The sequence below is a fragment of the Aerococcus viridans genome, assembly GCF_001543285.1.
Classification (GTDB): Bacteria; Bacillota; Bacilli; order Lactobacillales; family Aerococcaceae; genus Aerococcus; species Aerococcus viridans.
In genome coordinates this window covers 1,900,242-1,925,390 of the sequence record NZ_CP014164.1, presented here as the reverse complement: position 1 = coordinate 1,925,390, position 25,149 = coordinate 1,900,242, and the positions used below count along the sequence as shown (strand labels likewise).

The following is a 25,149-nucleotide window of genomic DNA, read 5'->3' as shown; positions in this document are numbered from 1 at the left end:
ATCACGGAATAAAAGGAGATTGAACGATGACAAAGGATGACCAACAAAGTACTGATGTTGCCCGTATTGAAGCCTTAACCCGTCTCTTGAATGACTATGCCTACCAATACTACGCCTTAGATAATCCAACGATTTCAGATACCGAATATGACAAACTTTACCGTGAGTTGCAGGATTTAGAAGCCAAGTACCCGACCTTTATTCAAGCTGAATCACCAACGCAACGGGTGGGGGACGTTGTAAGTGAAGCCTTTACCAAGGTAACCCATTCACAACCTATGATGTCTCTAGGTAATGCCTTCAATTTTGACGAAGTGGCCAAGTTCGTTGAAGATGTCAAAAAGAATGTCAATGGCCAAGTGCGCTTTGTCTGTGAATTGAAAATCGACGGTTTGTCCGTAGCCATTCAATATGAGAACGGTCGTTACGTCCGGGCAGCCACTCGGGGTGACGGGGTCGTTGGTGAAGATATTACCAACAATGTTCGTACCATTAAATCAGTCCCTATGAAACTTCGCCAAGATATCGATATCGAGGTGCGTGGCGAAATCTACATGCCTAAGGATGCCTTTTTGGCCTTAAATGAAAAACGTGAAGAAGCAGGATTGCCAACTTTCGCTAACCCGCGCAATTCAGCTGCTGGATCAATCCGTCAATTGGATTCAAAAGTCACAGCCAGTCGTAATTTGAATATTTTCTTATACTCAGGAGTCTTTTCTGATGAATTACCGATCAAGAGTCAACAAGACTTGTTCCAACATTTCCCAGACTATGGCTTTCGTGTAAACCCGCTAACCAGAGTGTGTGAAACTTTCGAAGAAATTCAAGCCTACATTGAAGAAATGACTGCTAAACGTCACGAATTGTCTTACGGTATTGATGGGATTGTTATCAAGGTAGACGATTTTAGTGATCAAGAAACTTTAGGTTATACGGTTAAGGCACCGAAATGGGCGATTGCCTACAAATTCCAAGCCGAAGAAGTGGAAACGACCATCCATGATATCGAGTGGACGGTTGGGCGCACGGGTGTAGTGACCCCAACTGCCATTATGGAACCAGTTTTATTAGACGGGTCAACCGTTCAACGGGCTAGCCTCCACAATATGGACTTGATTGAAGCTAAAGATATCCGCCTAAATGATACAGTGGTCATCCATAAGGCGGGGGATATTATTCCAGAAGTGGTGACGGTTGTTTTAGACAAGCGACCTGAAGATTCAACGCCGTATCCAAAACCAACGACTTGTCCGGTTTGCCATAGCGACCTAGTCCATTTAGAGGATGAAGTGGCTTTGAGATGTGTGAACCCAGCTTGTCCAGCCCAAGCAAAAGAGAAGTTGTATCATTTCGTGTCTCGAAACGCCATGAATATTACCGGTGTTGGCCCATCTGTCCTAGAGCAAATGTATGACAAGGCCAATGTCCATAGTCCAGCTGACTTATACCAAGTTAAGAAAGACCAGTTGATGGCCTTAGATAAAATTGGTGATAAGGCGTCAGATAAGATTATCCAAGCTATTGAAGATTCTAAAGAAAATTCACTTGAGCGCTTATTATTTGGTTTAGGCATTCGTCACGTTGGTGCTAAGGCTGCTCGTCAGATTGCTGAAGTGTACCCAAGCATGCAAGAAATTATGACCAAGGAAAGAACCGATTTAACCAATATTGAAGGGATTGGTGAAACTATCGCGGATTCCATAGTTGCCTTTTTTGCCACAGACGGCGTGCGCGAAACCATTGATGCCCTAGTAGAAAATGGCGTCAACATGCAGTACAAGGGACCGGTTAAAGCAGAAGTTGAAGCCATCGATTCCTTCTGGTCCGGCAAAACAGTTGTCCTAACTGGGAAATTATCTCAGTACACAAGACCGGAAGCTAAGAAAGCTATCGAGGCCTTAGGTGGTAACGTTACAGGGTCTGTTTCTAAGAAGACGGATATCCTAGTTGCCGGGGAAGATGCAGGGTCAAAATTGGCCAAAGCAGAAAACTTAGGCGTTACTGTATTTTCTGAACAAGACATGGTTGACAAGTTATAATATAATAGACCAATAGAAAGAAGAAAATGCGGACTTGTGATTGGGGAGAATACCAAGTTAAGAAAGGGAATGTCGTGTTGAAAATCAAAAAATGCAAAACATTATCCATATTATTGGTGGCGACCTTGGCCCTAACAGCCTGTCAAAACGACCAAGCCGATTCAACTGAATCAGTGGGTTCAGCCAGCCAAACTTCATCTAGTAATGAAGAACAACAAACACAAACAAGCCAACTGTCGACAGAATACTACTCGTCATACATTAGTGACGGCACTTACCAAACCAATTCTGCTTCAAGAATTACAGCGGGGGCATCTTCACAAGCCAATGCGGAGAATTTAGAGCGCGGTTTGTATGACCTAGCCAAGAATATTTTCGCCACTGAAGACTACTCGCTCCAAGAAGGACAAGTCATCGGCGAGGACCAGACCTTGACTTATTTAACAGCCCAATCGGACGAAAATCCAGATGGCCTAAATCCGTCCGGTTATGAATCGACCACTATGGACGGGTTTGAACCCCGCTATTTAAATACCATTATGGAATACAATTTCGTTGATCAGGACGGGAATATCGCAGGGATTTCAATCGGTTTAGGAATGAACTATTCAGATATCTTCAAGACTGATTCAGACAGCGAAGAAGTGGAAATTACCTCTGAAGAGCGTATCGAACATGGGAAGCAGATGGCTAAAACCATCGTCTCTGACATTCGTGAAAACGAGGATTACGCGGACACACCGATCCATGTAGCCATCTTTGAAAACGAAGCATCTGGTGATTTAGGTGGCGGAACCTTCTCAACAGATGCCGTTTCATCAAGTGGAAACTCATTTGGTGACTGGTCAACCTACAACCAAGACTTCGTCGTTTACGGCGTCGATGACGCACCAAACGAAGAGGACACAGTAGCCTTCACCCGCTTCCGTGACCAAATTCAAAGCTTCTATCCGCAACTATCCGGTCTATCAGGGGTAGGTTACTACCAGGATAACGAGCAACAAAACATCAACATCGTCATCTACAGTCAATTCGATGGCTATAGCGAAATTATCGCTTTATCACAGCAAGCCATTTCAACCGCAAGCTCAGTATTCAACAACAATATTGAGATTCAAATTCAAGTGGTAACCGCTGACGGCGTTCGGGCCCTATTGACTAGAAGTAAAGACGCAGACACCTTCAACTATGTACTCGTAGATTAAAGTGTGTAACATTTTATAACATATCCACCTCTTTTTCAGAATTAAAAAAGGGGTAGGCGACTTATTTCTGGCTCACAGCCATAAAACGAATAGTCATCTTGATAGGCAAGTTTTAGTAAAAAAGCTTGCCTATTCGCATTTATAAGTTATTTTCCAATGGTTAAGATTAAAATTGTAAAAAAATACTCATGTAACCTTAATTAACATTGTTGACTTGAGCCGTTTGTGCTAAAATAAAACAGGTAAAATAAGGCGAAAACTAAGCTGAAGAATGAAGGAGGAACCCGTTATGTCAATTTCTGAAGAAGAAGTTAAACGGATTGCTAAATTAGCTAAATTCAAGGTTGAAGATGAAGATGTCGTTCACTTTACTGAAGAATTTGGGAATATTTTAAATATGATTGAAGAATTACAAGAAATCGATACTACCGATGTAGCACCTATGTTTTGGGCAGTCGATTTTGAAAACGTGATGCGCGAAGATAAAGTTGTGAAAATGCAAACGCGTGATGAATTATTTATCAACGCCAAAACAACAGTCGATGGTTTTATCGAAGTGCCATCAATTATTGATACAGATGGAGGCGACGCTTAATGGAAAAATTTACAGATACAATTCGCTCATTAAATGAGAAATTAGTAGCAGGCCAAGTGACATCTGTTGAATTAGTGGAAGAAGCTATACGCCGTATTAAAGCAGAAAATGACACAATCAACGCGGTCATCACTTTAGACGAAGAGAATGCTTTAGCAAAAGCCAAAGCATCTGACGAAAAAGGTTACTCCTCTGACCGACCATTACAAGGCATTCCGATTGGATTAAAAGACAATATCTTAACAAACGGTGTCACAACTACAGCAGCATCTAAAATGCTAGCTGACTTTGTACCAATTTATGATGCAACAGTTACTGAAAAATTAGCTGCAGCAGGTGCGATTAATATTGCCAAATTAAACATGGATGAATTCGCCATGGGTGGTTCAAATGAAACGTCTTATTTCGGCCCAGTTCGCAATCCATTTGATACAGACCGTGTACCAGGCGGTTCTTCAGGTGGTTCAGCGGCCGCTGTTTCAGCTGGTCAAGTGATGGCAACATTAGGTACCGATACAGGTGGTTCAATCCGTCAACCCGCGGCATACAACGGTATTGTAGGGATGAAACCTACTTACGGTCGTGTGTCACGTTGGGGCGTTATTTCTTTTGCTTCTTCATTAGACCAAGTTGGGCCAATGACTCGTACAGTTGAAGATAATGCGATTATGTTAGAAGCAATTGCTGGTTATGATGACCATGATTCAACCTCAGCAAACATTGAAGTGCCTAACTATGTGGCCTCTATGAAAGATGGCGTTCAAGGGTTAACAGTTGGTGTACCGGTAGAGTTCTTTGGTGACGCTGTTGACGAACAAGTGAAAGAACAAGTTCGCGCATCAATCAAGCAATTAGAAAATGCTGGTGCAACTATTAAAGAAATCAGCTTCGAAAACTTGAAATATGGTATTCCAGTTTACTATATCATCGCCTCTGCAGAAGCATCTTCAAACTTACAACGCTATGATGGTATCCGTTACGGTTACCGCGCAGAAAGCTTCAATGATCTAGAAGAATTGTATGTCAATACAAGAACTGAAGGTTTTGGTGATGAAGTAAAACGTCGTTTGATGACAGGTACATTCTCTATCGCATCAGAAAACTTCGACGAATACTTCATGAAAGCTGCTAAAGTACGTATGTTAATTAAAGAAGCATTTGATAGCATCTTCTCAGAAGTTGATTTAATCGTATCACCAGTAACTACTGGTACAGCCTTTAAATTAGGTGAGAAGAATGACGATCCAATCGAAATGTACATGGCTGACTTATTAACAGTTCCTGTAAACTTAGCTGGACTACCTGGTTTATCAATGCCTGTTGGGTTTGACGACAAAGGTCTACCAATCGGTTTACAAATCATCGGTAACCGTTTCGAAGAAGAAAAAATTTACCGTGCAGCATACGCTGTTGAACAAGTAAACGACGCTTATACAAAACATCCAGCAGAGTAAGAGGGAGGAAATCGCATGAATTACGAAACAGTCATTGGACTTGAAGTCCATGTCGAATTAAAGACAGAATCAAAAATGTTCTCTCCATCTGCCGCTCACTTTGGAGCAGAACCTAACACAAACACAAACGTTATTGACTTCGGTTATCCTGGTGTCTTGCCAAAAATGAACCGTCGTGGTATTGAATTCGCCATTAAAGCCGCTTTAGCTTTAAACTGTGAAATCAACCCAGTACAACACTTCGACCGTAAAAACTACTTCTACCCAGACAATCCAAAAGCTTACCAAACAACTCAATTATGGCGACCAATTGGTGAAAATGGTTGGATTGAAATCGAAGTGAATGGTGAAACCAAAAAAATCCGTATCGAACGTCTTCACTTAGAAGAAGATGCAGGTAAAAACATCCACGGTGCTGGCGATTCATTAGTTGACTTAAACCGTCAAGGTACACCGTTATTAGAAATCGTATCTGAAGCAGATATGCGTTCACCAGAAGAAGCCTATGCATACTTAGAAAAAATCCGTGAAATCATCCGTTTCACTGGCGTTTCTGATGTGAAAATGGAAGAAGGTTCAATGCGTTGTGACGCCAATATTTCTTTACGTCCTTATGGCCAAAAAGAATTTGGTACCAAAAACGAATTGAAAAACTTAAACTCATTCAACTATGTTCGTAAAGGTTTAGCTTACGAAGAAAAACGTCAAGCACAAGTCTTAAACGCAGGTGGTGTGATTGAACAAGCCACTCGTCGTTACGATGAAAACACTGGTAAAACGCAATTAATGCGTGTAAAAGAAGGGGCAGCCGACTACCGTTACTTCCCAGAACCAGACCTACCGCCATTTACAGTATCTGATGCTTGGTTAGAGGAAATTCAAGCAAGCTTACCAGAAATGCCGGCTGATCGTCGTAAACGTTATGTAGAGACTTTCGAATTACCAGAATATGACGCTCAAATTTTGACGCAAACCTTAGAAATGTCTGACTTCTTTGATGCTACAGTGAAAGCTGGCGCTGATCCGAAACAAGCTTCTAACTGGTTAATGGGTGAAGTGAATGCTTACATGAACGATAATGAGAAAGACTTAGACCAAATTGGTTTAACGCCAGAATCATTAGCAGAAATGATTGCCTTGATTGAAGATGGTACTATCTCAAGCAAGCAAGCGAAGAAAGTATTCAAAGTCTTAGCAGATAAAGGTGGTTCAGCTAAAGAGGTTGTTGAAGCTGAGGGATTAGTACAATTATCTGATCCAGCACAATTGTTACCATTAATTACTGAAATTCTTGATAACAACCAACAATCAATTGACGACTATAAAGCTGGTAAGAAGAAAGCGACTGGTTTCTTAGTTGGTCAAATTATGAAAGCTACTAAGGGTCAAGCGAACCCACAAGTTGTTAATCAATTATTAACCGAAGAATTGGATAAACGCTAATTTTGAACAAAACTAAAACATGTCTGGTCTACCAAATCGGTGAATCGGACATGTTTTTTTATCGTTAGTAAATGAATCGCAAAGTCTCTTGTTTACACTTACTCTCAAATACTCTGATATGGTCAGTTATCCTTTTTCACTGTCAAGGCATGCTAGCTAGTTCCGGCCTCAATCTTGCAAACGAATCTCGCAAACCTAAGTTATTTAATAAGTAATTTCAAAATCTAACATTCTGTGAATCAAGCTAGCAATATCAATTAGGATATTTGAGGTATATTTAATTGTCCAAAGTTGGGGTAAAGGTGGTTACAGTTAAAATGTAAATATTGGGTGTTTTTCCTAGCAAGTGAAGGGGGTTGACTGGGTAGGTTCAGGTAGAACAATTCGTAAAATTAACTAGTAAATATAAGCTAACAAAGGCTTGATACAAACCCAAGTTTTCTCTATGACTTGACAATAGCTGTTAATGTTTGTATGCTTATGAGTGTTGAAAAGAGAATATGATTTGTTAGGCAGAGGCTCCTATACAAACACAGGCTACTGCCCAGAAACGTCCAGAGACGCCAATGGGTATAACAGGATTATCCGAATAGAAGGAATTTCTAACGTAGCTAACAGTAATGTTTACGTTGTATAGTGCTAAAACTCCACGAAAAGATCAAATAACAAAAATAGGTGTATACCCGTTTTTGTTGTGGATATTTAGAGTAGGCTCTCGCTAATTTTAGTGGGGGCTTTTTATATTGCGACAAATCTTCATTTTAACAAGTATAAAATGAGGAGGTATTTTTATGGTAAAAAGGTGTATCATTTCTTAGTTGTTTTTATCATTCATTCAATGGTTAAAGACTTTCTTTGCATCCTTTCCAGAACTTTAGGTGGCTGATTACAGTCTAGACTAATGTGAGGAAGTAGCATCGTGTGAAAGAAAGGATTGAATACAATGATGAATAACAGAGATAAATTAGGTTACTTTGAACTAGCTAGTAAACCTATTTTAGAAATAAAAGAAATATTTAAAGTAAAAGTAGACGGATTTAAAGAAGAAGAAGCAAGTCAAATTAGAGCTGAATATGGTGATAATGAAATAGATTATGGTACAGAGAAAAGTTTATGGCGCTATATCTTTGAGGCTTATTTCACGCCGTTTACACTAGTACTATTAAGTTTAGCTTTGATTTCATTTTTAACAGACTATGTATTTGTAGAGGCTACTGAACGGGAAATTTTAGGGCCAATTATTATTGTAGTGTTAATTATCTTAAGTGGTACCATGTCTTTGATTCAAACTATCCGTTCAAATCAATCTGTAGAAGCATTAGAATCTATGGTCGAAGTGACATCGGCAGTTAAGCGGGAAGGTCAGTACCAAGAAATTAGAACTGAAGATATCGTAATCGGTGACTTAGTTCGGTTAAAAGCTGGGGATATGATTCCAGCGGATATTCGCTTAATAAACAGTAAAGATTTATTCGTATCTCAGACTTCATTAACAGGTGAAAGTCATCCAGTTGAGAAACGCGCACTGGATGAAATAGAGGAACCAACTAGTGAAACAGATTACGCTACCCTAGTATTTACTGGAAGTGAAGTAGTGAGCGGTGTTGGTGAAGGTGTGGTAGTAAGAACCGGGAATAATACATTATTCGGTGGTATTGCGGATGCCTTTGCCAATGAACCTATCAAAACAAGTTTTGATGAAGGTATTGAAAAGACATCACTATTATTAATTCGCTTTATGGGTTTGATGGCAGTGATTGTTATTCTGATTAATGGTTTAACAAAAGGTGATTGGTTACAAGCTTTACTATTTGGCATTTCCATTGCGGTAGGTTTAACACCTGAAATGTTACCGATGATTGTGACAACAAACTTAGTTAAGGGCGCTAAAGATATGAAAAAAGAGGGTACGATTGTACGTAACCTTCAAGGTATTCAAAATTTTGGAGCTATTGACGTATTAGTGACAGATAAAACTGGTACCTTAACACAAGATAATATTGTGCTTCAACACCATCTAAATATTGATGGAGAAGAAAGCAATCGTGTGCTGCGTCATGCTTATCTAAATAGCTATTTTCAAACTGGTTTAGGTAACCTTATGGATAAAGCGATTATTCAAGCAGGTGAAGAAGAATTAGCATGCGAAAAATTAGCTTATACAAAAGTAGATGAACTTCCTTTTGACTTCGAGCGTAGAAGACTGAGTGTAGTGGTTGAAGATCAAGCTGGTAAGACACAAATGATCACCAAGGGTGCGATTGAAGAAATGTTGGCTGTATCCTCTTACGTGGACTATGCGGGTGACATACTTGAGTTGACAGACCAAGTACGAGAAAAAGTATTAGCACAAGTTGCCAAATTAAATAGCCAAGGATTACGTGTACTAGGTGTTGCCCAAAAAACAAACCCTAGCCCAGTAGATGCTTTCTCAGTAAAAGATGAAAGTGAAATGGTACTTATTGGCTATTTAGCCTTCCTAGATCCACCAAAACCATCTACTAAAGCAGCAATTAAAGCGTTAAATGAGCATGCGGTTAATGTGAAAATTATGACAGGTGATAACGAACTAGTGACGGTATCCGTAGCTGAGCAAGTAGGTATTCCCAAAGAACATATTATTTCCGGGGATCAATTAGTGGATAAAACAGATAAAGAGCTAGGTGAAATAGCTGAAAAACATAGTTTATTTGTAAAATTAAATCCAACGCAAAAATCAACTTTGGTGACGATACTAAGAGAAAATGGTCATGTGGTAGGTTTTCTAGGTGATGGGATTAATGATTCACCAGCACTAAGGGCAGCAGATGTGGGCATCTCTGTGGATAACGCAGTGGATATTGCGAAAGAGTCAGCAGATATCATCTTGCTAGAAAAAGACTTAATGATTCTTGAAAAAGGAATTCTAGCAGGACGAAAAGTATTTGGTAATACCATGAAGTATATCAAAGCGACTACTTCATCTAACTTTGGGAATGTATTCTCAGTACTGATTGCTAGTATTTTCTTACCATTCTTACCAATGCTACCTATTCAATTACTATTCTTAGGCTTAATTTATGAAATTGCGTCAATGTCATTACCATGGGACGATATGGATAAAGAATATTTATACCTACCCAAAAAATGGGCAGCTTCTTCCATCCAAAAATTTATGGTATGGTTTGGACCAACAAGTTCCATTTTTGATGTCACAACCTTTATCGTTACATTTTTCATTATTGCACCAAGTATTGCTGGCGGACAATTTGTAAACTTAAACGAAGGTCAACAAGATTTATTTATCGCGATCTTCCAATCTAGTTGGTTTGTGGTTTCCTTATGGACACAAACGCTTGTTTTATATACTTTACGCACACCAAAAATCCCATTTATCCAAAGTCGACCATCAAAAGTAGTACTTTCAATTACAGGTATTGGTATTTTAATCGGTTCATTTGCACCGTATACAGGTTTAGGTCACGCACTTGGCTTAGCTGCATTACCAATCCAATTCTGGGGGGTATTAGCCGTAACAGTCGTTTTGTATTTGATATTAGTACAAATCGTGAAACATATCTATGTGAAACGTCATGGCGAATTACTATAATGGCAGCTATTGATATGTGGAAAATAGCAAGAAAAAAGAGAGCGGCTGCTCTCTTTTTTGTGTCAATTTTATAAAGCTACCTGAGCAAAACCAAGGTGTGCTCTTTTTTCGATGGCCTTTGTAATTCGATAGGCAATTTCAAAGTCAATCATTCCATGGATCAAGGTACCGATACCGACTAAAACAATTAAAGTATACATGAAACCATCTGATGGTGGGACTACGCCAGCCGTAGTTAGAGCATATACAATTGCTACTTCGCCAAGCCCGTGGATGGTGTTGATCACGCAGTTAAAGGCTGTTCTTGAGCCAATTTTTACCAGGGTATTTGGTGCTTTTTTTAGGTAATAAGCGCCTAAAGTTGCAAAAATTAAGTGAGTAAGGGCACGAGCCACAATAATGATTGGGAAACCTGCCATTAAAAAACCGATAGTAGTGCCGACTGCGACAATAGCTGCTGTTGAAGGTTTTCTAAACATGGACATATCAACAGGTACATGAGAACCTAAGGTAAAAGAGGCAGGGCCTATGACGACTTTAAAGGGCATAATTAAGGGGATAAAGATCCCTATAGCGGTAAGTAAACCAGTAATAGTTATATTTTGTGTGCGCTTAGACACTTGATTCCTTTGCATGATAATTTCCTCCCAAATTTGTTGAGTTCATCATACGCAAAATCCCTTAAGGTGTCAAGACAGGTGTAAAGACTGACAAGGAAAATCATCTAAGCTTTGAAAGTGTAAATTAAATACCTTCGTCTAATAAAATGCCAGCAGCCTTTAAGTCGGCTTTAATGGCTACAAATGTAGCCTCATCAGACGTTGTGATAGTATGCAAGTGGATGCCGTTGGTTAAAGAAGACAGCATGGTACCGGCTGATTTATCCATGGCTGCATGGAAGTCTTGAATATCGCCCACTTGCTTAATTTGTAGGCTAGCTTTAATTAACCCGTAATAAGGGTGGTCTACCTCGACATTTTCAACGAAGCCACCGTGGTTGACGATAATAGTTAATTCTTCAATAGCTTGGTCAGCTAAATGCTGGCAGACGATTTTGCCACGGAAGCGACTATCATCCACGCTGGTAGCTTTATCGGCTAATAGGTAGCCTTGGTTTGTGGCGATAATGTCATAGTGACTGGCTCGCAAAATAGCGACGTCCCCGACGATGATTTGGCGACTGACACCAAATTCTTTGGCAAGGCTAGTGGCTTTCAGGGGCGTTGTGGCTTGGTTCAAGGTTTGAATGAGTAAGTCTCGTCGTTGGGTTGCTTTCATGGTGGGCCCTCCTTTAGATCTTTCGTTGATTATAGCATAGGTTTTCACCTGACTAGCAACAAGCTAGGGTTACGCCCTCTTCTGCTAAGGGAAAATCTCGATACCTATGAAAGATTGACAATTAATGATAAGATAATAAAGAAGTTTTAATTTAAATTCATCACAAATAGATAAGGAGATCATTATGGCAAAAGTAGAAAGTTTTACATTAGACCACGATGCAGTGAAGGCACCATACGTACGGATTGCGGGCGCTGAAACAGGGGCGTTAGGAGATAAATTAAGCAAGTTTGATATCCGCTTTGTGCAACCAAACCAAGATTCCATTCCAACAAGTGCCATTCACACTTTGGAACACTTATTAGCGGCTTACACGCGTGATTATTTAGAAGGTGTTATCGATATTTCACCAATGGGTTGCCGGACTGGCTTCTACATGATTGTTTGGGGAACACCATCAGTTGAAGAAGTGGCAACAGCCATGACAAGAGTATTGAATGATGTCTTAGCAGCGAAATGGTCAGATGTACAAGGAACTGAGCGCGTGGAATGTGGTAACTTCCGTGACCATTCATTATGGGGCGCACAACAATACGCTAAAGACGTTTTAGAAGCAGGATTTTCAGTAGATCCATTTGACCGTAAAGTCCTAAATTAGGGAGGTTTCTATGGATCAACAAGAGAAAATTAAAATTTTACAGGATGTCATCCAGTTAGAAACGCCAAACGGCAACGAAGAAATTGTCGCCCTATACTATAAAAACTTACTTGAAGCCCACGGCATTGAATCGCAATTGATTCAATATGCAGACGGTCGTACTAACTTAGTAGCTGAATTAAAAGGTAACCAAGAAGGTAAAATTTTAGCGGTATCAGGTCATATGGACGTGGTAGATGCTGGGAACCCAGACTTGTGGACATACCCACCATATGGTGCAGAAATTCATGATGGTGTGATGTACGGACGTGGGACTACCGATATGAAGGCTGGGTTAACGGCTTTAATTATCGCCATGATCGAATTAAAAGAATCTGTCCAAGACTTTAGCGGGACAGTTCGTTTACTAGCTTGTGTTGGAGAAGAAATCGGTATGCTAGGGTCTAAACAATTAACTGACCTAGGCTACACTGAAGATATCCACGGCATGATCATCGCCGAACCATCAACCCCTTACTACAACACCAAACATAAGGGTTCAATTCAATATCAAGTCATTGCCCACGGACGTGCTGCCCATTCCTCTACACCGGAAAAAGGGGTTAACACCATCCAGCTGATTAACGATTTTATCAACAAGACCAATATCAAGATTGATGAAGCGGCTGCGACAGCTGAAAACGATATGTTAGGCAAGATGTTGAATGTATTCACAATGATTGAAGGGGGCAACCAAATTAACTCAGTCCCTGAATATACAGTCCTATCAGGAAATGCACGGACAATTCCTGAAGTAGGCAATGACGTTGTGGTTGGCATTTTCAATGATGTGATTGAAGAAATTAACGCTAACGGTCAAGGTACATTAGAATTGAACTTGTTACAAAACAACCAATATGCAGATGGGGCTAATGATTCTGCATTAGTAGATTTAATTAAGGTAGAAGATCCACAAGCGGAAAACCGCGGGTTAAGTGGTGCAACTGACGGGTCTAACTTTACCAATGTAGATAACAAATTTGACTTTGCTATTTATGGACCAGGTAGGATTGATAGCGCTCATACCATAGACGAATCTATTGAAGTGGACCAATACTTAGCCTTCATCGATAAGTATGTGAACATATATAAAGGATACTTGAAGTAACCTTTTGGCTTTAAGTGTAAAATTCACTTAGATTATAAACCCAGAATATTGAATTTGGTAACAGAATGTATAAGCATACTGACACTTGTTTTGAGGATAAGCTTGATACACTCAATTTATTTGAGGTGTTAAGAAAAACATTATAAAAAATATTTGATTAGTAGCGCTGGCACTTGGGTGTTGGCGTTTTGTTGTTTTCTCAAGTATTTCAAGGGTGTGCATGGTAAAATAGTGGAGATAATGAAAAAGGATGATGATAAATATGAAACAAAAATATACAACGCCAATTCAAAAGAATGAATCTTTTGAGGGCACAATTGAAGACCTTACCTTTCAAGGTTTAGGTGTGGTTAAAGTGGATGGTTATCCACTATTTGTAGAGAATGCTTTACCTGGTGAAGTGGGGACAATTAAGGCCATTTCTGTGGGTGAAAAGTTTGGCTATGGAAAAATGATGCAACGAACTGTGGATTCACCGGACCGGGTAGGCATTGTGGATAAGGTATCAAGCCAAGTGGGCACAATGCCACTGCAACATATGACTTATGAAGCACAACTTGCTTTCAAACAAAAGCAAGTGGAGAATGCTTTTAGTCGTTTTGGTCTAGCTGAAGGGCGCGAAGTATTGCCTACTGTAGGTTCTGAAGATACTTTTAAATACCGTAATAAGGCGCAAATTCCTATCGGTGCGGATGATGAAGGACAATTATATTCAGGATTTTACCGGAAAAATTCTCATGAGATTATCCCTGTGGAAGATTTTAAAATCCAATTACCAGGCATTGATGAAGCAATCGCAAGTATTGTGGATATCTTTAACCAACATGGGTTAAAAGGTTATGATGAAGGGAAACACTCAGGATTAATCCGTAATATTGTCATCCGTAAAGGCTACTACACAAACCAAATGATGGTCATTATTGTGATTAACGGTAAAGATCTACCGGAAGAAAACCAAATTGTGACTGAAATTGTGGAAAAACTACCAGAAGTTGTGTCTATTGTCTTGAGTTCGAATACTAAACAAACAAATTTCGTGATGTCAGGTAAACAACGTGTTTTATATGGTGTGGATAAATACGAAGATAAGATGTTTGATTTTACCTTTGATATTTCAAGTCGGTCATTCTTCCAAATTAATACCCCTCAAGCGGAAAAATTGTACCAATTAGCGATTGATGCAGCTGATTTAACAGGGGAAGAAACGGTGGTAGATGCCTACTGTGGTATTGGGACAATTACTTTGGCACTAGCGAAAAAGGCCAAACATGTATACGGGGTAGAAGTGGTAGGCGACGCTGTAAAAATGGCCAAAAATAATGCAGCTAAAAATTATATTAATAACGTCCATTTTGAAACAGGACAAGCCGAAACAGTAATGGGTGAATGGGTTAAAGCCGGCGTTCAACCGGACGTGGTTGTTGTAGACCCACCACGTAAAGGCTTAGAGGATACTTTCATCGAATCAACAATTGAAGCTAATCCAGAGAAAATTGTCTATGTATCATGTAACCCAACAACCATGGCACGTGATATCGCTAAATTTGTGGAAGCTGGCTATGACTTCGAGCAAGTTCAACCATTAGATATGTTCCCACAAACTTGGCATGTGGAGTGTGTGGTATTGATGCAAAAAGTTAAATAAGAAATGGTTTTATAGAGGGCTTTCTAGGCTTCATGTAAGTGTCTGGAACCCCCTTTTTTTGAAATTATAGATAAATGTAAGTCTGATTTCTCGTTTGGAGCATTTAAGGGAAGGTGCGTATGCGGGAACGGGTCGAGCCTTGAAAGGTTGGTATAACAGTATTCTTCTCTGAAAACAAAAACTATAGTTTAAAATAGCCTACTCTGCTATATTATGAATAGATAAGTAGCCTTCTAAGGAGGAAAAGATGATGGACCTGAATAATTCATAGTTTTACTAATAGTCTTTCCTAACATTGATTTAATAGTCTTTAAAATAATCTGCTTCATCACCCATTAGGTGATGAAAAAAGACCTCCTTTCTGATGTGGTTAATTCACCACAAACTACCATAGAAAGGGGTTCTCTCAGTGGTTACTTTACAAGAAAATGCCGTAAAATTCAGCAATAATTTAATCGTTTCTCATGATGGTGGTCGTTTATCAAGTGATTCTGGTTTAGTCCTAATCGAACAACACTTAACACATATTCTCCCCTCATTTGAAAGTGAATTAACTTGCTTTTTTTCCTTCCCTCATTTATAATAAGTTTGACATTAAAATAAGAAGTGCGGGAGTAACTGGCAGTTTTTTACTGCTACAGTGCCACCAATCGTAGATAATTTATCTGCTGGTGCTGTATTAAATAGTGAGACGCATACGGAAGTGAGTGAATTTTTCCGTATGCGTCTTTTTTTATCTCACTCCAAAAGCATAGAAAGGACAGAAAATGGATTATTATAAAGAAAGTATTGAAACGGTATTTTCGTCTCTGAATACCTCTACAGAAGGTATATCGACGGAGGAAGCCAAGAAGAGGCAAGAAGAACAAGGCTTCAATGAGATTTCTAGAAAAGAAAGACAATCGACCTTTTCTATGTTTATAGATACCTTTAAAGATCCCATGGTTATTGTCTTACTTATTGTGGCTATTGTGCAGATTGTTTTAGGAGAAGCCGTTGAATCTCTTATTATCTTTGCGGTGCTTATCATTAACTCCATTTTAAGTGTCGTCCAGACGAAAAAAGCAGAGGATTCTCTCGAATCATTGAGGCGAATGGCCACTCCGACGAGTACTGTCATTAGAAATGGTCGTCTACAAAATGTCGAGGCTAGAGAACTGGTTAAAGGAGATATTGTTCTTTTAGAAGCGGGAGACAATATACCAGCAGACGGAAGACTGATTGAAGCGGAATCTCTTCAAGTCGTAGAAGGGGCATTAACAGGTGAATCGGTTGCTTCAGATAAATTCGTTGATAAGCTGGAAGAAGATGCCCCTCTTGCGGATAGAAGTAATATGACTTATAGTGGCACGCTTGTCACTTACGGTAGAGGAAAAATGGTTGTCACAGCTATTGGAGAAGAAACAGAAATGGGTAAAGTCGCCCAGTTGATTCAAAGTGCAGAAGCCAAACAAACCCCTCTCCAACGAAAACTGGAAGATTTCAGTAAAAAACTGGGTATTGGTATTCTGATTTTATCCATTCTCATTTTTGCTATTCAAGCTGTTCGAATCTTCTTAGGAGATTCACAAGACTATACTGTTCCATTAGTTAACGCCTTTATGTTTGCGGTAGCTGTGGCTGTTGCGGCTATTCCTGAAGCTCTCCAATCCATCGTAACGATTGTCTTATCTGTTGGAACAAATAAAATGGCTAAACAGCATGTGATTATCAGACAATTGCCCGCAGTTGAAACACTGGGCTCAACTAGTGTTATCTGTACTGATAAAACAGGTACTTTAACTCAGAATAAAATGACGGTAGTGGATGCATTTATTCCAAATGGTGAATCAAACTTGTTCTCAGGGGATAAGCAAACGTGGTCAGAGTCTGAAAGATTACTCATGCAAATAGCTGTACTAGCGAATGATTCCAATATTGATGAGAAAGGGGAATCGAGCGGTGATCCTACTGAAGTGGCTTTAATTGCTTACAGTAACAAGCAAGGTGCACCCTATGAAGAAATCCGTAAGAAATACCCGCGTTTACTCGAGCTACCTTTTGATTCAAGCAGAAAGCGCATGTCAACCGTGCATGAAATCAATGGTGAAAAACGCCTCTTAACAAAAGGTGGGCCAGATATTATCTTCGACTTGTGCTCACGTATTAAGTTGAACGGTGAAATTGTCGAATTAACAGAAGAACGATTAGAGGCTCTCAAAGCGCAAAACGAAAAGTTCTCTGACCAGGCCTTTCGTGTGTTAGCTTTCGCTTACAAGCCTATTGAAAAAGATACTATTGAAGTTGAAGATGAAAGTGATTTAATCTTTGTCGGTTTACTTGCAATGATCGATCCTCCTAGAGAAGAAGTGTATCACGCCGTTCAGGATGCAGAAAAAGCAGGAATTAAAACTGTCATGATTACTGGTGACCACAAAACAACCGCTCGTGCTATCGGACGTGACTTAAACATCTTTAAGGAAGGCGATCTAGCTTATACTGGACAAGAATTAGACGCGTTAAGTGATGAAGAACTAATGAACAACTTAGAAAAAATATCCGTTTATGCTCGTGTCACTCCTGAAAACAAAATCAGAATCGTAGATGCTTGGCAAAAGAAAAACCAGGTGACCGCAATGACTGGAGATGGAGTCAATGACGCCCCTGCATTAAAACAAGCTGATATCGGAATCGCAATGGGAAGCGGAACAGACGTTGCTAAAGATGCCTCTGCTATGATTTTAACAGACGATAATTTTGTTTCTATCGTTCATGCGGTTGCTGTCGGGCGTACGGTTTACAGTAATATTAAAAAAGCTATTGCTTACCTATTCTCAGGTAACTTAGGTGCTGTTATTGCGATTTTAGTTGCTTTATTACTCAATTGGGTTAATCCCTTTACAGCATTACAATTACTCTTTATTAACTTAGCTAATGATTCCCTTCCTGCTATTGCTTTGGGATTAGAGCCTAGAGAACCTAACGTCATGAATGAACCACCGAGAGATCCTGATGAGCCTATTTTCTCAGGAAAAACCTTAAGCACAGTTATATTCCGGGGTTCTTTAATCGGTCTAGCGGTTATCATTTCTCAGTTTATTGGGTTGCAGTACTCAGCTGAGATAAGTGTAGCGATGGCCTTTACAACACTTATTTTATCTAGAACATTGCAAATATTCCCTGCGCGTTCGACTACTCAAACTAGTTTTGAAGCAGGATTCTTTACTAACAAATTTATATTAATGGCCTTTATTGCTTGTTTAGGTCTATATGGTATCACTCTTTTACCGGTTGTTAGAGGGGTATTCTCAATCCCAGATACTTTTGGCTTAATGCATTGGGCTATTGCAACAGGACTGGCCTTATCTACAACTGTACTGATGGAATTGAAGAAAAAAGTTTTCCCTGCTAAATAAATTAATACGTTTTAAATACAGAGTATGAAAAGGAGGATGGGACAAAAGGTGAATCTCTACCCGAAAATTGAACACTCAAAAAAAGAGTGTTGTAAGTTTTCGGGTTATTTTTATGCAAAATTTTCGGTATACTCTATTTGAGTTATACAGAAGGGAGTGGGCAGATTGAGTAAAAAGATATATAGCCAAGCTGAGATTCAAGCTTTAAGAAACAATCCTAATGTGAAAAGTGTGACAGAGAAAAGTATTACCTATTCATCAGAATTCAAAATAAAGGCCATTAAACAAAACAAACAAGGCATGACATCCACTCAGATATTTGAACTTGCTGGACTTCCTTCTCATTTAATCGGAAAAGGAAAATCCGATCAATCACTATCACGTTGGAAAAGATTATATAAAGATCACGGAGAAGATGTATTGTTACAAGAGACTCGTGGTTCAAAAAATAATGGTCCCTATGGACCAAGAGAACAATTATCGTTACAAGAGGCACTAGACAAAGCAAATGCCCGTATAGCCTATCTAGAGGGGAATCTTGAACTAGTAAAAAAATTAGAACAGCACGAGAGGAGCGTGAAAAACGACAAAAGAAACGACTTAAGTAAACAAGAACGCTTTAGATTAATTAACCAAATTATTCGTGAGAATCAACTTGCTGGAATGGTGAATCATTTATGCGACCTTGCAGGGGTAAGTAAAAGCGGCTACTATTACTGGCTAAATAGTAGCGATAAGCGTGCTGAGCGTGATCGAAATGATTGGGAAGATTTCCAATTGTTATATAGAATTTTTCTGGATAAGAAGAAGTGTGGGATTGATGAAATAAAAATGGCATTAGAAACTGAATACGATGTAGTAATGAATCATAAAAAAATCAGAAGAATTTTGCGCAAAAATAACATCATATCATCAATACGAGCAGCGAAACCATACCGTAAAATGATGAAGGCAACCCAAGAAAATGCTACCAAGAAAAACCTTGTCAATCGTCAGTTTGATCAAGGTATCCCGTACAAAGTATTTCTCACAGATATCACTTATCTTCCTTATGAAACGCTAGATAAATTAAATAATGTGATTAAGGATATGCCAGTAATGGAAAGGTATATCCACTCAGATCAAGGGGTTCATTATACCTACCCTGTTTTCCAGGAAAAAGTTGAGAATATGGGGCTAATTCAGTCTATGTCGAGGCGCGGTAACTGTTGGGACAATGCACCTATGGAATCATTCTTTGGTCATATGAAGGACGTTGTATTATCTGAAAGAACAGAAAAACTACAAGATCTTTGGTATGCAGTTGAAGATTATATTGAATTTTACAACAATCGTCGCTATCAGAAAAAATTAAAAAAGATGACCCCGACAGCTTATCGGGATCATCTTTTGTGGGTAGCGTAACTCTCTTTTTTTATTTGTTCAGTTTAACGGTAGGGTTTCAAAAACCAAATGAAACAGGTTTTTATTTGATGAATTTTGAAAAATTTGATTTATTGTTCTATGGTGTTGAGAATAAGAAAAGCTGCAGATTTTTTGATTTTTTTGAGTTAAATGATGTTAATAAGATAGAGGATGATATCAGAAGAATATTTTCCTTTAATAAGCTTGGTGTTAAACATTTACTAGAAATAAAAAATTTTAAAGTAGAAAATATTTTTGAAATTCATAAGAGAGTATATATACAGCAACCATTTGATGGTATTGAACTTTTATTATTAAAAATGCTAAATTATTGTGATTATTTAGATAATGAGGATAATGCATCATTAAGCTTATCAGCATGTTTAAATTTTGCTAATTGGTCATGTTCAACAAGAAAACAAGAAGATAGTTCATATGTTGATCAATTAAATATTCTGCAAGTAAAATATCGTCTAGGTTCATTAAGTGCAGATAAAAATAAAATACTTATTGAAGTAATCGAAAGCAATATATCAAGAAATGATGAAAAGTTTGCCGCATCAGTTTTACTAAGGAATACTACTTTAGCGGACAAATACTTTGACCTAATCTCAGAAGATATAAAAGAAAAAATAATAAAATATCCGATTTATACTTTGTATAAAGAACTAAAGTAGTTAGCAAATCATTTACAGCAAATCACTATGTTCCACATACCATTTTACATACTTACCTTATCCACGACACATGTTGAGACAGTGACACTACTTGAGAAGAAACGTTAGTTTCGCAGAAGTAGATCTCCTACCCATGCACGGATTTTTCAAGAAGGCAAGCAAAATGAGCAAGCTGAGTGGCTGAAACATTGTATGTTTAATGGTATAATTCATGAGGGAACAAAGCGACTTCATAAATGTTGGTTTAGAAAGCATATGAGTCACGTGAAAAAAATATGAAAGTTGGATGTTTTATATGAAGCAATTTATTAAACATTCTCCCTTGGCTTTGGCCAAGTTGATGTGTTTGTGTGAAAACCACCAATTCTAATAAACATATTGAAAGGGGAGGCTTATGGAAATAATTATATCTTCAATGTTAGTTTTTATCTCTACGTCCATCGATTATTTGGTTGTTTTAACTATTCTTTTCTCTACCATGAATACGGTTAAACAACGATCAATTTATATTGGCCAATATATTGGAACGGGGTTGCTCGTTGGCTTTAGTCTCATTGCAGCGTACTTCCTGAACTTTATTCCACAAGATTGGGTGATCGGATTACTTGGTTTACTTCCTTTGATTCTGGGGATTCGGGCTATCTTCATCGATGAAGATGTAGATGAAAAGGACTTAGAAGAAAAGATGTCGCATAGACAGTCAGAAGTTGCGAGTATGTTTGCTCTGACCATTGCCCTTGGCGGAGATAATTTGGGGATTTATATTCCTTACTTTACTGGAATGTCCATCCAGGAAGTCATGGTTGTGATCCTTGTTTTTATCATTGGGATTTTTACCTTGTGTTATTTAGCCAAACGGTTAGCTTCGGTTCCTATGATTGGTGAAGTAGTTGAGCGTTACGAAAAAGTCATCGTACCAGTCGTTTTCATCGGCTTGGGTATTTTTATTCTGTTAGAGAATGGTACGATTCAACATCTTTGGTCACTGATTGCATAGAATTTTAAACAGCTTCACGGAAAGTAGAATATACCATTAAAGTATATAAGGTTGAGCTTAGATACATATAACACAACCGGAATATGAAAGAGGCACAGAACGATGCAATATCATTAGCATCGTTTTGTGTCTCATTTTTATGTGTATTTTTTAACAATTATGGATCACAGCTTTCTTATTCTCTAAATGGGAAATAAATACGCTGAAATTTCATTAATAGGCTATCCTTGAATAACTGAGACAATCATAGATCTAATTCGAGAGAGAATAAGAAATATAGCGTATACAAAAATATTTAAGAAGAATTTTGGTAATATATGTAGGAAGAGAAAAAGGGAGGCATGATTTATGCAATATTCATATAAATATATAATATTAGGTGGCGGGATGGCTGGTGCCAATGCCGCAATGGAAATTCGTAAGTATGACCGTAAAGGGACATTGTTGATAGTCACGCAAGAAACTGACAAACCCTACTATCGTCCTCCATTAAGTAAAGAATTTTGGACAGAGCCAGACTATCCAAAAGAAACGATATATTATAATATTTCGGATGATGAATCGATTGATATCTTAACTGGGACAACTGTGAAGCAAATTAATGCCGATCAACAAACGATTGAGATTGAAAGTGGAGAAATCTATCAATACGAAAAATTGCTTTATTCATTGGGTGGCGCTCCAAAGTGGATTGATGGGCTGGAGAGCGAGCGTGTCCTAGCTTTAAGAAACTTAGAAGATTACCGAAACCTCCGAAAATTAGCCAAACCTGGGAGCAAAGTCATTATCGTTGGAGGAGGCTGGGTTGGAGCAGAACTTGCAGCAGGTCTAAAGCTGAATGATATGGATGTGACGCTTGTTTTTCCTAATGAAGTATTAAATGAAAAACGACTACCACGAATGCTTGCTAAAGAATTTCAACAGCGCTTTGTAGATATTGGTGTTTCTTTGATAAACAATACTTATGCTAATAGTTACAGTGTAGCAGACGATCAAGTAAGTCTAAAACTAGAGAATGGCGCTGTATTGAAAGCGGATGTTCTTGTTTTAGGAATTGGATTAAAGCCAAATGTTGAATTAGCAGAAGCAGCTGGTTTAGAAGTGGGTAATGGCGTCATTGCTGACAAGTATTTGCAAACTTCCAACAAACATATCTATGCGGCAGGAGATGTGTTGAATTATCCAGATGTAATCATAGGACGTAATCGTTTTGAACATGAAGAGCAAGCGGAGTATTCTGGGAAAGTAGCGGGACGAAACATGACGGGCGCTGAAGAAGTTTATAATCATGGTGCACCACTCTCTTATACGAATATCTTAGATATTTCTATTGAAGGTGTCGGTGAAATGAGTCGCAACCGTGATGATGCGATTATTGAAGAAGTTGCCGGAGGTTATATTGTATATTATCTTTTTAAAGGCAAACCATCTGGAATTTTAACATATAATGTGAAAGTTGATATGGATAAGGCCCGTGAAATTCTTGTTAACCCACCGAAAACATTAGATAAGCTAACGAGGATGTTGAAGCCTATTTAATTGATTTGAAAGATACAAATTTGAGAATTATTGATGTAGCCGTCAAATATGGCTATAATTCGGCTGATTCATTTTCCCGTGCTTTTCATTCCCAGTATGGTATTCTCCCTTCTGAGGCAAGGAGTGAGACTACACAATTAAAAGCTTATCCACGAATGACCTTTCAATTATCAATTAAAGGAGGATGCGAAATGAACTATCGTATTGTTGAGAAAGAGTCGTTTAAGTTAGTAGGATTTAAGAAGAGAGTCCCAATTATTTTTGAAGGTGTCAATCAAGAAATTGCACAAATGACCGAATTTTTAACACCGGAGGTTATTAAACAATTAAAAGCAATCTCAAATGTAGAACTAATGGGTATTATTAGTGCTTCCACTAATTTTTCAGAAGGAAGAATGGAAGAAAAGGGCGAGTTGGATCATTACATCGGGGTAGCAACTTCAGGTGATGAAACAGCAGAATTTAATGTATTAAAAATTGATGCTTGTACCTGGGCAGTATTTGAATCGATTGGACCATTCCCAGAGACACTTCAAAATGTATGGGGTAGAGTATACTCAGAGTGGTTTCCGTCTTCAGGTTATGAGTTAGTTGAAGGCCCAGAAATTTTGTGGAACGAGAGTCCAGACACTGGAAATCCAAAGTATCGAAGCGAAATCTGGATTCCGGTAAAGAAAAAAGACTATTAATTACACCGATTTTTATGATTGAGGGCACTCCTAGCAAGAGTGCCCTTTTTGTAAACGGTAAGATTGGTGGATATATTCCCACGAACGTACGAAATAGTCGATATGTTCCCGCATTAATTTCTTTATTAAAAGAGAATAGTGGCTTTGTTTCCGTCTGTGTGGAACCTGTGAAGTCACTTGCTTCTTTCTTTTGATTCATTTTTACAAAAATCCCTTTAACTTTTTTCCATATAGAATCTTCAATATCTTTCTTTGTACGGGAGTGTATAGTTACATCTGCATCTACTATGTCACTAAAATTACCATATATATCTGCGTTTGCTATAACCGTTATATCAGAAGAGGAAAAACCTTGATTCTTAAGCCGCTCAATAGCAAGGCTAGCATCTTCCGACGTTGCATAAAGTCCTTCTATAACTTCTCCCATAAGGTCCCCCTCAATACGTAGTAAACTTAACAAGTGAAATATGGATTCTTATATACAGCAGCGCTCTTTTTTGGAGAATTTGATAGAATTAATTTCTATTTTCGTCAGTAAAGAAGCCCTGCAGTGCAAAGGCATCATCACGTGGCTGGTAACTGATGGCTGTCCCTGCCTGTGAAATGTCTAGACGCGGGAATCTATTATTCGACAACCCATTAACCAATAAAAACGGTTCAGTCAGCGTAACCCTGATAGCGCATTCAACTAGGTGGCAAAGGTCTCGCGGGGAAAGGTATTCGGACAGCCCGGATTCATCAACAATCGGTTCATGAAGGTTTTCATTGAAATTACCAATACGAATGCCAATTGATTCTTGCCCTTCTATAAAGGCGAAATAGCTGGCAAGGCTTTCTTGGTAGACTTTCGAGACACCGTACAGATCTCCTGGCCGGACTGGATCATCGACAGACACTTGCACATTTTTCGGATAGGCATTTACAGCATGAATAGAGCTTGCAAAGATAATCCGCTTTACGAAGTTCTCGTTCTTTGAGGCTTCTTTGAATAAATAGTAAGGCATCTTGTAATTCATTTCAATCAATGAATCATCAAACGCAGCATTGGGGGAAGGATTACCCGCTAAGTGGATAACATAGTCGATTCCTTCTAATAGACCCTCCCAATTTTCGCTAACGGTCAAGTCGAGCTCTTTGACGATAGTGCCCTTCAAAAGCTCCGGTCTAACGTCATAGAAATTGTTATCCACCAAAGTCAACTCGTAACTCTTTTTAAGATGGTTTATTAAGACTTTGCCTATGTTACCGCTTGCGCCGGTGATCATAATCTTGTCCATGGTGTAACCTCCTTGTTTTTAATAGAACAAACATCGCAGTTATTCACATGAATTACTTTTCTCTAACTTTATGAAACCTCTCAGAAAAAGTCAAAAGATAACCTTTGCAAGGGCGATA

At 38.7% G+C, this 25,149-nt stretch carries 19 protein-coding genes and 1 riboswitch; of the genes, 16 read left to right on the top strand and 3 right to left on the bottom strand.

The features are described 5' to 3' along the window. Nucleotides 1-26: 26 nt before the first annotated feature. The 6 genes from ligA to mgtA all read left to right on the top strand — a co-directional run bounded on the left by ligA (nucleotide 27) and on the right by mgtA (nucleotide 10,325). On the top strand, nucleotides 27-2,039 hold the full coding sequence (gene ligA / locus AWM76_RS09085) for an NAD-dependent DNA ligase LigA (protein WP_003141484.1): 2,013 nt from the start codon (nucleotides 27-29) through the stop codon (nucleotides 2,037-2,039). A 26-nt stretch (nucleotides 2,040-2,065) separates the two neighbouring features. Continuing rightward, nucleotides 2,066-3,244, top strand: a complete 1,179-nt coding sequence (locus AWM76_RS09080; protein ID WP_003141486.1) for a CamS family sex pheromone protein — start codon at nucleotides 2,066-2,068, stop codon at nucleotides 3,242-3,244. 289 nt (nucleotides 3,245-3,533) lie between these two features. Beyond that, nucleotides 3,534-3,839, top strand: coding sequence for an Asp-tRNA(Asn)/Glu-tRNA(Gln) amidotransferase subunit GatC (gene gatC, locus AWM76_RS09075; protein ID WP_016897919.1), 306 nt, complete (start codon nucleotides 3,534-3,536; stop codon nucleotides 3,837-3,839). Continuing rightward, nucleotides 3,839-5,293 (top strand): Asp-tRNA(Asn)/Glu-tRNA(Gln) amidotransferase subunit GatA, encoded by a 1,455-nt coding sequence (gene gatA / locus AWM76_RS09070; protein ID WP_003141492.1) that lies wholly within the window; start codon nucleotides 3,839-3,841, stop codon nucleotides 5,291-5,293. The genes gatC and gatA overlap by 1 nt, the downstream gene beginning before the upstream one ends. Before the next feature lie 15 nt (nucleotides 5,294-5,308). Continuing rightward, entirely contained in the window at nucleotides 5,309-6,736 is a 1,428-nt protein-coding gene (gatB, locus tag AWM76_RS09065) for an Asp-tRNA(Asn)/Glu-tRNA(Gln) amidotransferase subunit GatB (RefSeq protein ID WP_003141494.1), read from the top strand. A gap of 497 nt (nucleotides 6,737-7,233) precedes the next feature. Then, nucleotides 7,234-7,401, top strand: a riboswitch (M-box (ykoK) riboswitch). A gap of 278 nt (nucleotides 7,402-7,679) precedes the next feature. Further along, entirely contained in the window at nucleotides 7,680-10,325 is a 2,646-nt protein-coding gene (gene mgtA / locus AWM76_RS09060; RefSeq protein ID WP_003141496.1) for a magnesium-translocating P-type ATPase, read from the top strand. A 68-nt stretch (nucleotides 10,326-10,393) separates the two neighbouring features. Here mgtA and AWM76_RS09055 read toward each other — a convergent pair whose 3' ends face one another. Then, entirely contained in the window at nucleotides 10,394-10,960 is a 567-nt protein-coding gene (locus AWM76_RS09055) for a hypothetical protein (protein ID WP_003141498.1), read from the bottom strand. Nucleotides 10,961-11,069: 109 nt separating this feature from the next. After that, the gene (locus AWM76_RS09050) at nucleotides 11,070-11,603 is read right to left on the bottom strand and encodes a transcription repressor NadR (RefSeq protein WP_039934902.1); all 534 of its coding nucleotides are present in this window, start codon (nucleotides 11,601-11,603) and stop codon (nucleotides 11,070-11,072) included. A 184-nt stretch (nucleotides 11,604-11,787) separates the two neighbouring features. On the opposite strand from AWM76_RS09050, the gene AWM76_RS09045 reads away from it, so the two are divergent. The 10 genes from AWM76_RS09045 to AWM76_RS09005 all read left to right on the top strand — a co-directional run bounded on the left by AWM76_RS09045 (nucleotide 11,788) and on the right by AWM76_RS09005 (nucleotide 23,754). Continuing rightward, nucleotides 11,788-12,261: an S-ribosylhomocysteine lyase gene (locus AWM76_RS09045; RefSeq protein ID WP_003141501.1), complete on the top strand. Its 474-nt coding sequence runs from the start codon at nucleotides 11,788-11,790 to the stop codon at nucleotides 12,259-12,261. Between the two features lie 10 nt (nucleotides 12,262-12,271). Next, entirely contained in the window at nucleotides 12,272-13,408 is a 1,137-nt protein-coding gene (locus AWM76_RS09040; protein ID WP_003141503.1) for an ArgE/DapE family deacylase, read from the top strand. A gap of 262 nt (nucleotides 13,409-13,670) precedes the next feature. Next, nucleotides 13,671-15,053: a 23S rRNA (uracil(1939)-C(5))-methyltransferase RlmD gene (gene rlmD, locus AWM76_RS09035; RefSeq protein WP_106427268.1), complete on the top strand. Its 1,383-nt coding sequence runs from the start codon at nucleotides 13,671-13,673 to the stop codon at nucleotides 15,051-15,053. Nucleotides 15,054-15,462: 409 nt separating this feature from the next. Continuing rightward, a complete protein-coding gene (locus tag AWM76_RS10840) occupies nucleotides 15,463-15,636 on the top strand; it encodes a hypothetical protein (RefSeq protein ID WP_003141507.1) in 174 nt (57 codons plus the stop codon). A 184-nt stretch (nucleotides 15,637-15,820) separates the two neighbouring features. Continuing rightward, nucleotides 15,821-18,448 carry a cation-translocating P-type ATPase gene (locus AWM76_RS09030; protein ID WP_060779403.1) on the top strand — a complete coding sequence of 876 codons (2,628 nt, stop codon included), beginning with the start codon at nucleotides 15,821-15,823 and terminating at the stop codon, nucleotides 18,446-18,448. 300 nt (nucleotides 18,449-18,748) lie between these two features. Next, the gene (locus AWM76_RS10625) at nucleotides 18,749-19,852 is read left to right on the top strand and encodes an IS3 family transposase (protein WP_476760502.1); all 1,104 of its coding nucleotides are present in this window, start codon (nucleotides 18,749-18,751) and stop codon (nucleotides 19,850-19,852) included. Continuing rightward, nucleotides 19,840-20,529, top strand: coding sequence for a hypothetical protein (locus AWM76_RS09020; protein WP_115609888.1), 690 nt, complete (start codon nucleotides 19,840-19,842; stop codon nucleotides 20,527-20,529). The genes AWM76_RS10625 and AWM76_RS09020 overlap by 13 nt, the downstream gene beginning before the upstream one ends. A 394-nt stretch (nucleotides 20,530-20,923) precedes the next feature. Next, nucleotides 20,924-21,526: a CadD family cadmium resistance transporter gene (locus AWM76_RS09015; protein WP_003143587.1), complete on the top strand. Its 603-nt coding sequence runs from the start codon at nucleotides 20,924-20,926 to the stop codon at nucleotides 21,524-21,526. A gap of 348 nt (nucleotides 21,527-21,874) precedes the next feature. After that, complete coding sequence (locus AWM76_RS09010) at nucleotides 21,875-23,065, top strand: NAD(P)/FAD-dependent oxidoreductase (RefSeq protein WP_003143586.1); 1,191 nt, start codon at nucleotides 21,875-21,877, stop codon at nucleotides 23,063-23,065. 191 nt (nucleotides 23,066-23,256) lie between these two features. After that, the gene (locus AWM76_RS09005; RefSeq protein ID WP_235585557.1) at nucleotides 23,257-23,754 is read left to right on the top strand and encodes a GyrI-like domain-containing protein; all 498 of its coding nucleotides are present in this window, start codon (nucleotides 23,257-23,259) and stop codon (nucleotides 23,752-23,754) included. 515 nt (nucleotides 23,755-24,269) lie between these two features. Here AWM76_RS09005 and AWM76_RS09000 read toward each other — a convergent pair. Further along, nucleotides 24,270-25,031 carry an NAD-dependent epimerase/dehydratase family protein gene (locus tag AWM76_RS09000; protein WP_003143584.1) on the bottom strand — a complete coding sequence of 254 codons (762 nt, stop codon included), beginning with the start codon at nucleotides 25,029-25,031 and terminating at the stop codon, nucleotides 24,270-24,272. Nucleotides 25,032-25,149: the final 118 nt, after the last annotated feature.

Coding starts and splice junctions, on each gene's coding strand:
- AWM76_RS09030 (WP_060779403.1), top strand. CDS start 15,821: ATGGATTATTATAAAGAAAGTATTGAAACGGTATTTTCGTCTCTGAAT.
- gatC (WP_016897919.1), top strand. CDS start 3,534: ATGTCAATTTCTGAAGAAGAAGTTAAACGGATTGCTAAATTAGCTAAA.
- AWM76_RS09005 (WP_235585557.1), top strand. CDS start 23,257: ATGAACTATCGTATTGTTGAGAAAGAGTCGTTTAAGTTAGTAGGATTT.
- gatB (WP_003141494.1), top strand. CDS start 5,309: ATGAATTACGAAACAGTCATTGGACTTGAAGTCCATGTCGAATTAAAG.
- AWM76_RS09015 (WP_003143587.1), top strand. CDS start 20,924: ATGGAAATAATTATATCTTCAATGTTAGTTTTTATCTCTACGTCCATC.
- mgtA (WP_003141496.1), top strand. CDS start 7,680: ATGATGAATAACAGAGATAAATTAGGTTACTTTGAACTAGCTAGTAAA.
- AWM76_RS09040 (WP_003141503.1), top strand. CDS start 12,272: ATGGATCAACAAGAGAAAATTAAAATTTTACAGGATGTCATCCAGTTA.
- AWM76_RS09050 (WP_039934902.1), bottom strand. CDS start 11,603: ATGAAAGCAACCCAACGACGAGACTTACTCATTCAAACCTTGAACCAA.
- AWM76_RS09080 (WP_003141486.1), top strand. CDS start 2,066: ATGCGGACTTGTGATTGGGGAGAATACCAAGTTAAGAAAGGGAATGTC.
- ligA (WP_003141484.1), top strand. CDS start 27: ATGACAAAGGATGACCAACAAAGTACTGATGTTGCCCGTATTGAAGCC.
- AWM76_RS09045 (WP_003141501.1), top strand. CDS start 11,788: ATGGCAAAAGTAGAAAGTTTTACATTAGACCACGATGCAGTGAAGGCA.
- AWM76_RS10625 (WP_476760502.1), top strand. CDS start 18,749: ATGACATCCACTCAGATATTTGAACTTGCTGGACTTCCTTCTCATTTA.
- rlmD (WP_106427268.1), top strand. CDS start 13,671: ATGAAACAAAAATATACAACGCCAATTCAAAAGAATGAATCTTTTGAG.
- AWM76_RS09000 (WP_003143584.1), bottom strand. CDS start 25,031: ATGGACAAGATTATGATCACCGGCGCAAGCGGTAACATAGGCAAAGTC.
- AWM76_RS09055 (WP_003141498.1), bottom strand. CDS start 10,960: ATGCAAAGGAATCAAGTGTCTAAGCGCACACAAAATATAACTATTACT.
- AWM76_RS09010 (WP_003143586.1), top strand. CDS start 21,875: ATGCAATATTCATATAAATATATAATATTAGGTGGCGGGATGGCTGGT.
- gatA (WP_003141492.1), top strand. CDS start 3,839: ATGGAAAAATTTACAGATACAATTCGCTCATTAAATGAGAAATTAGTA.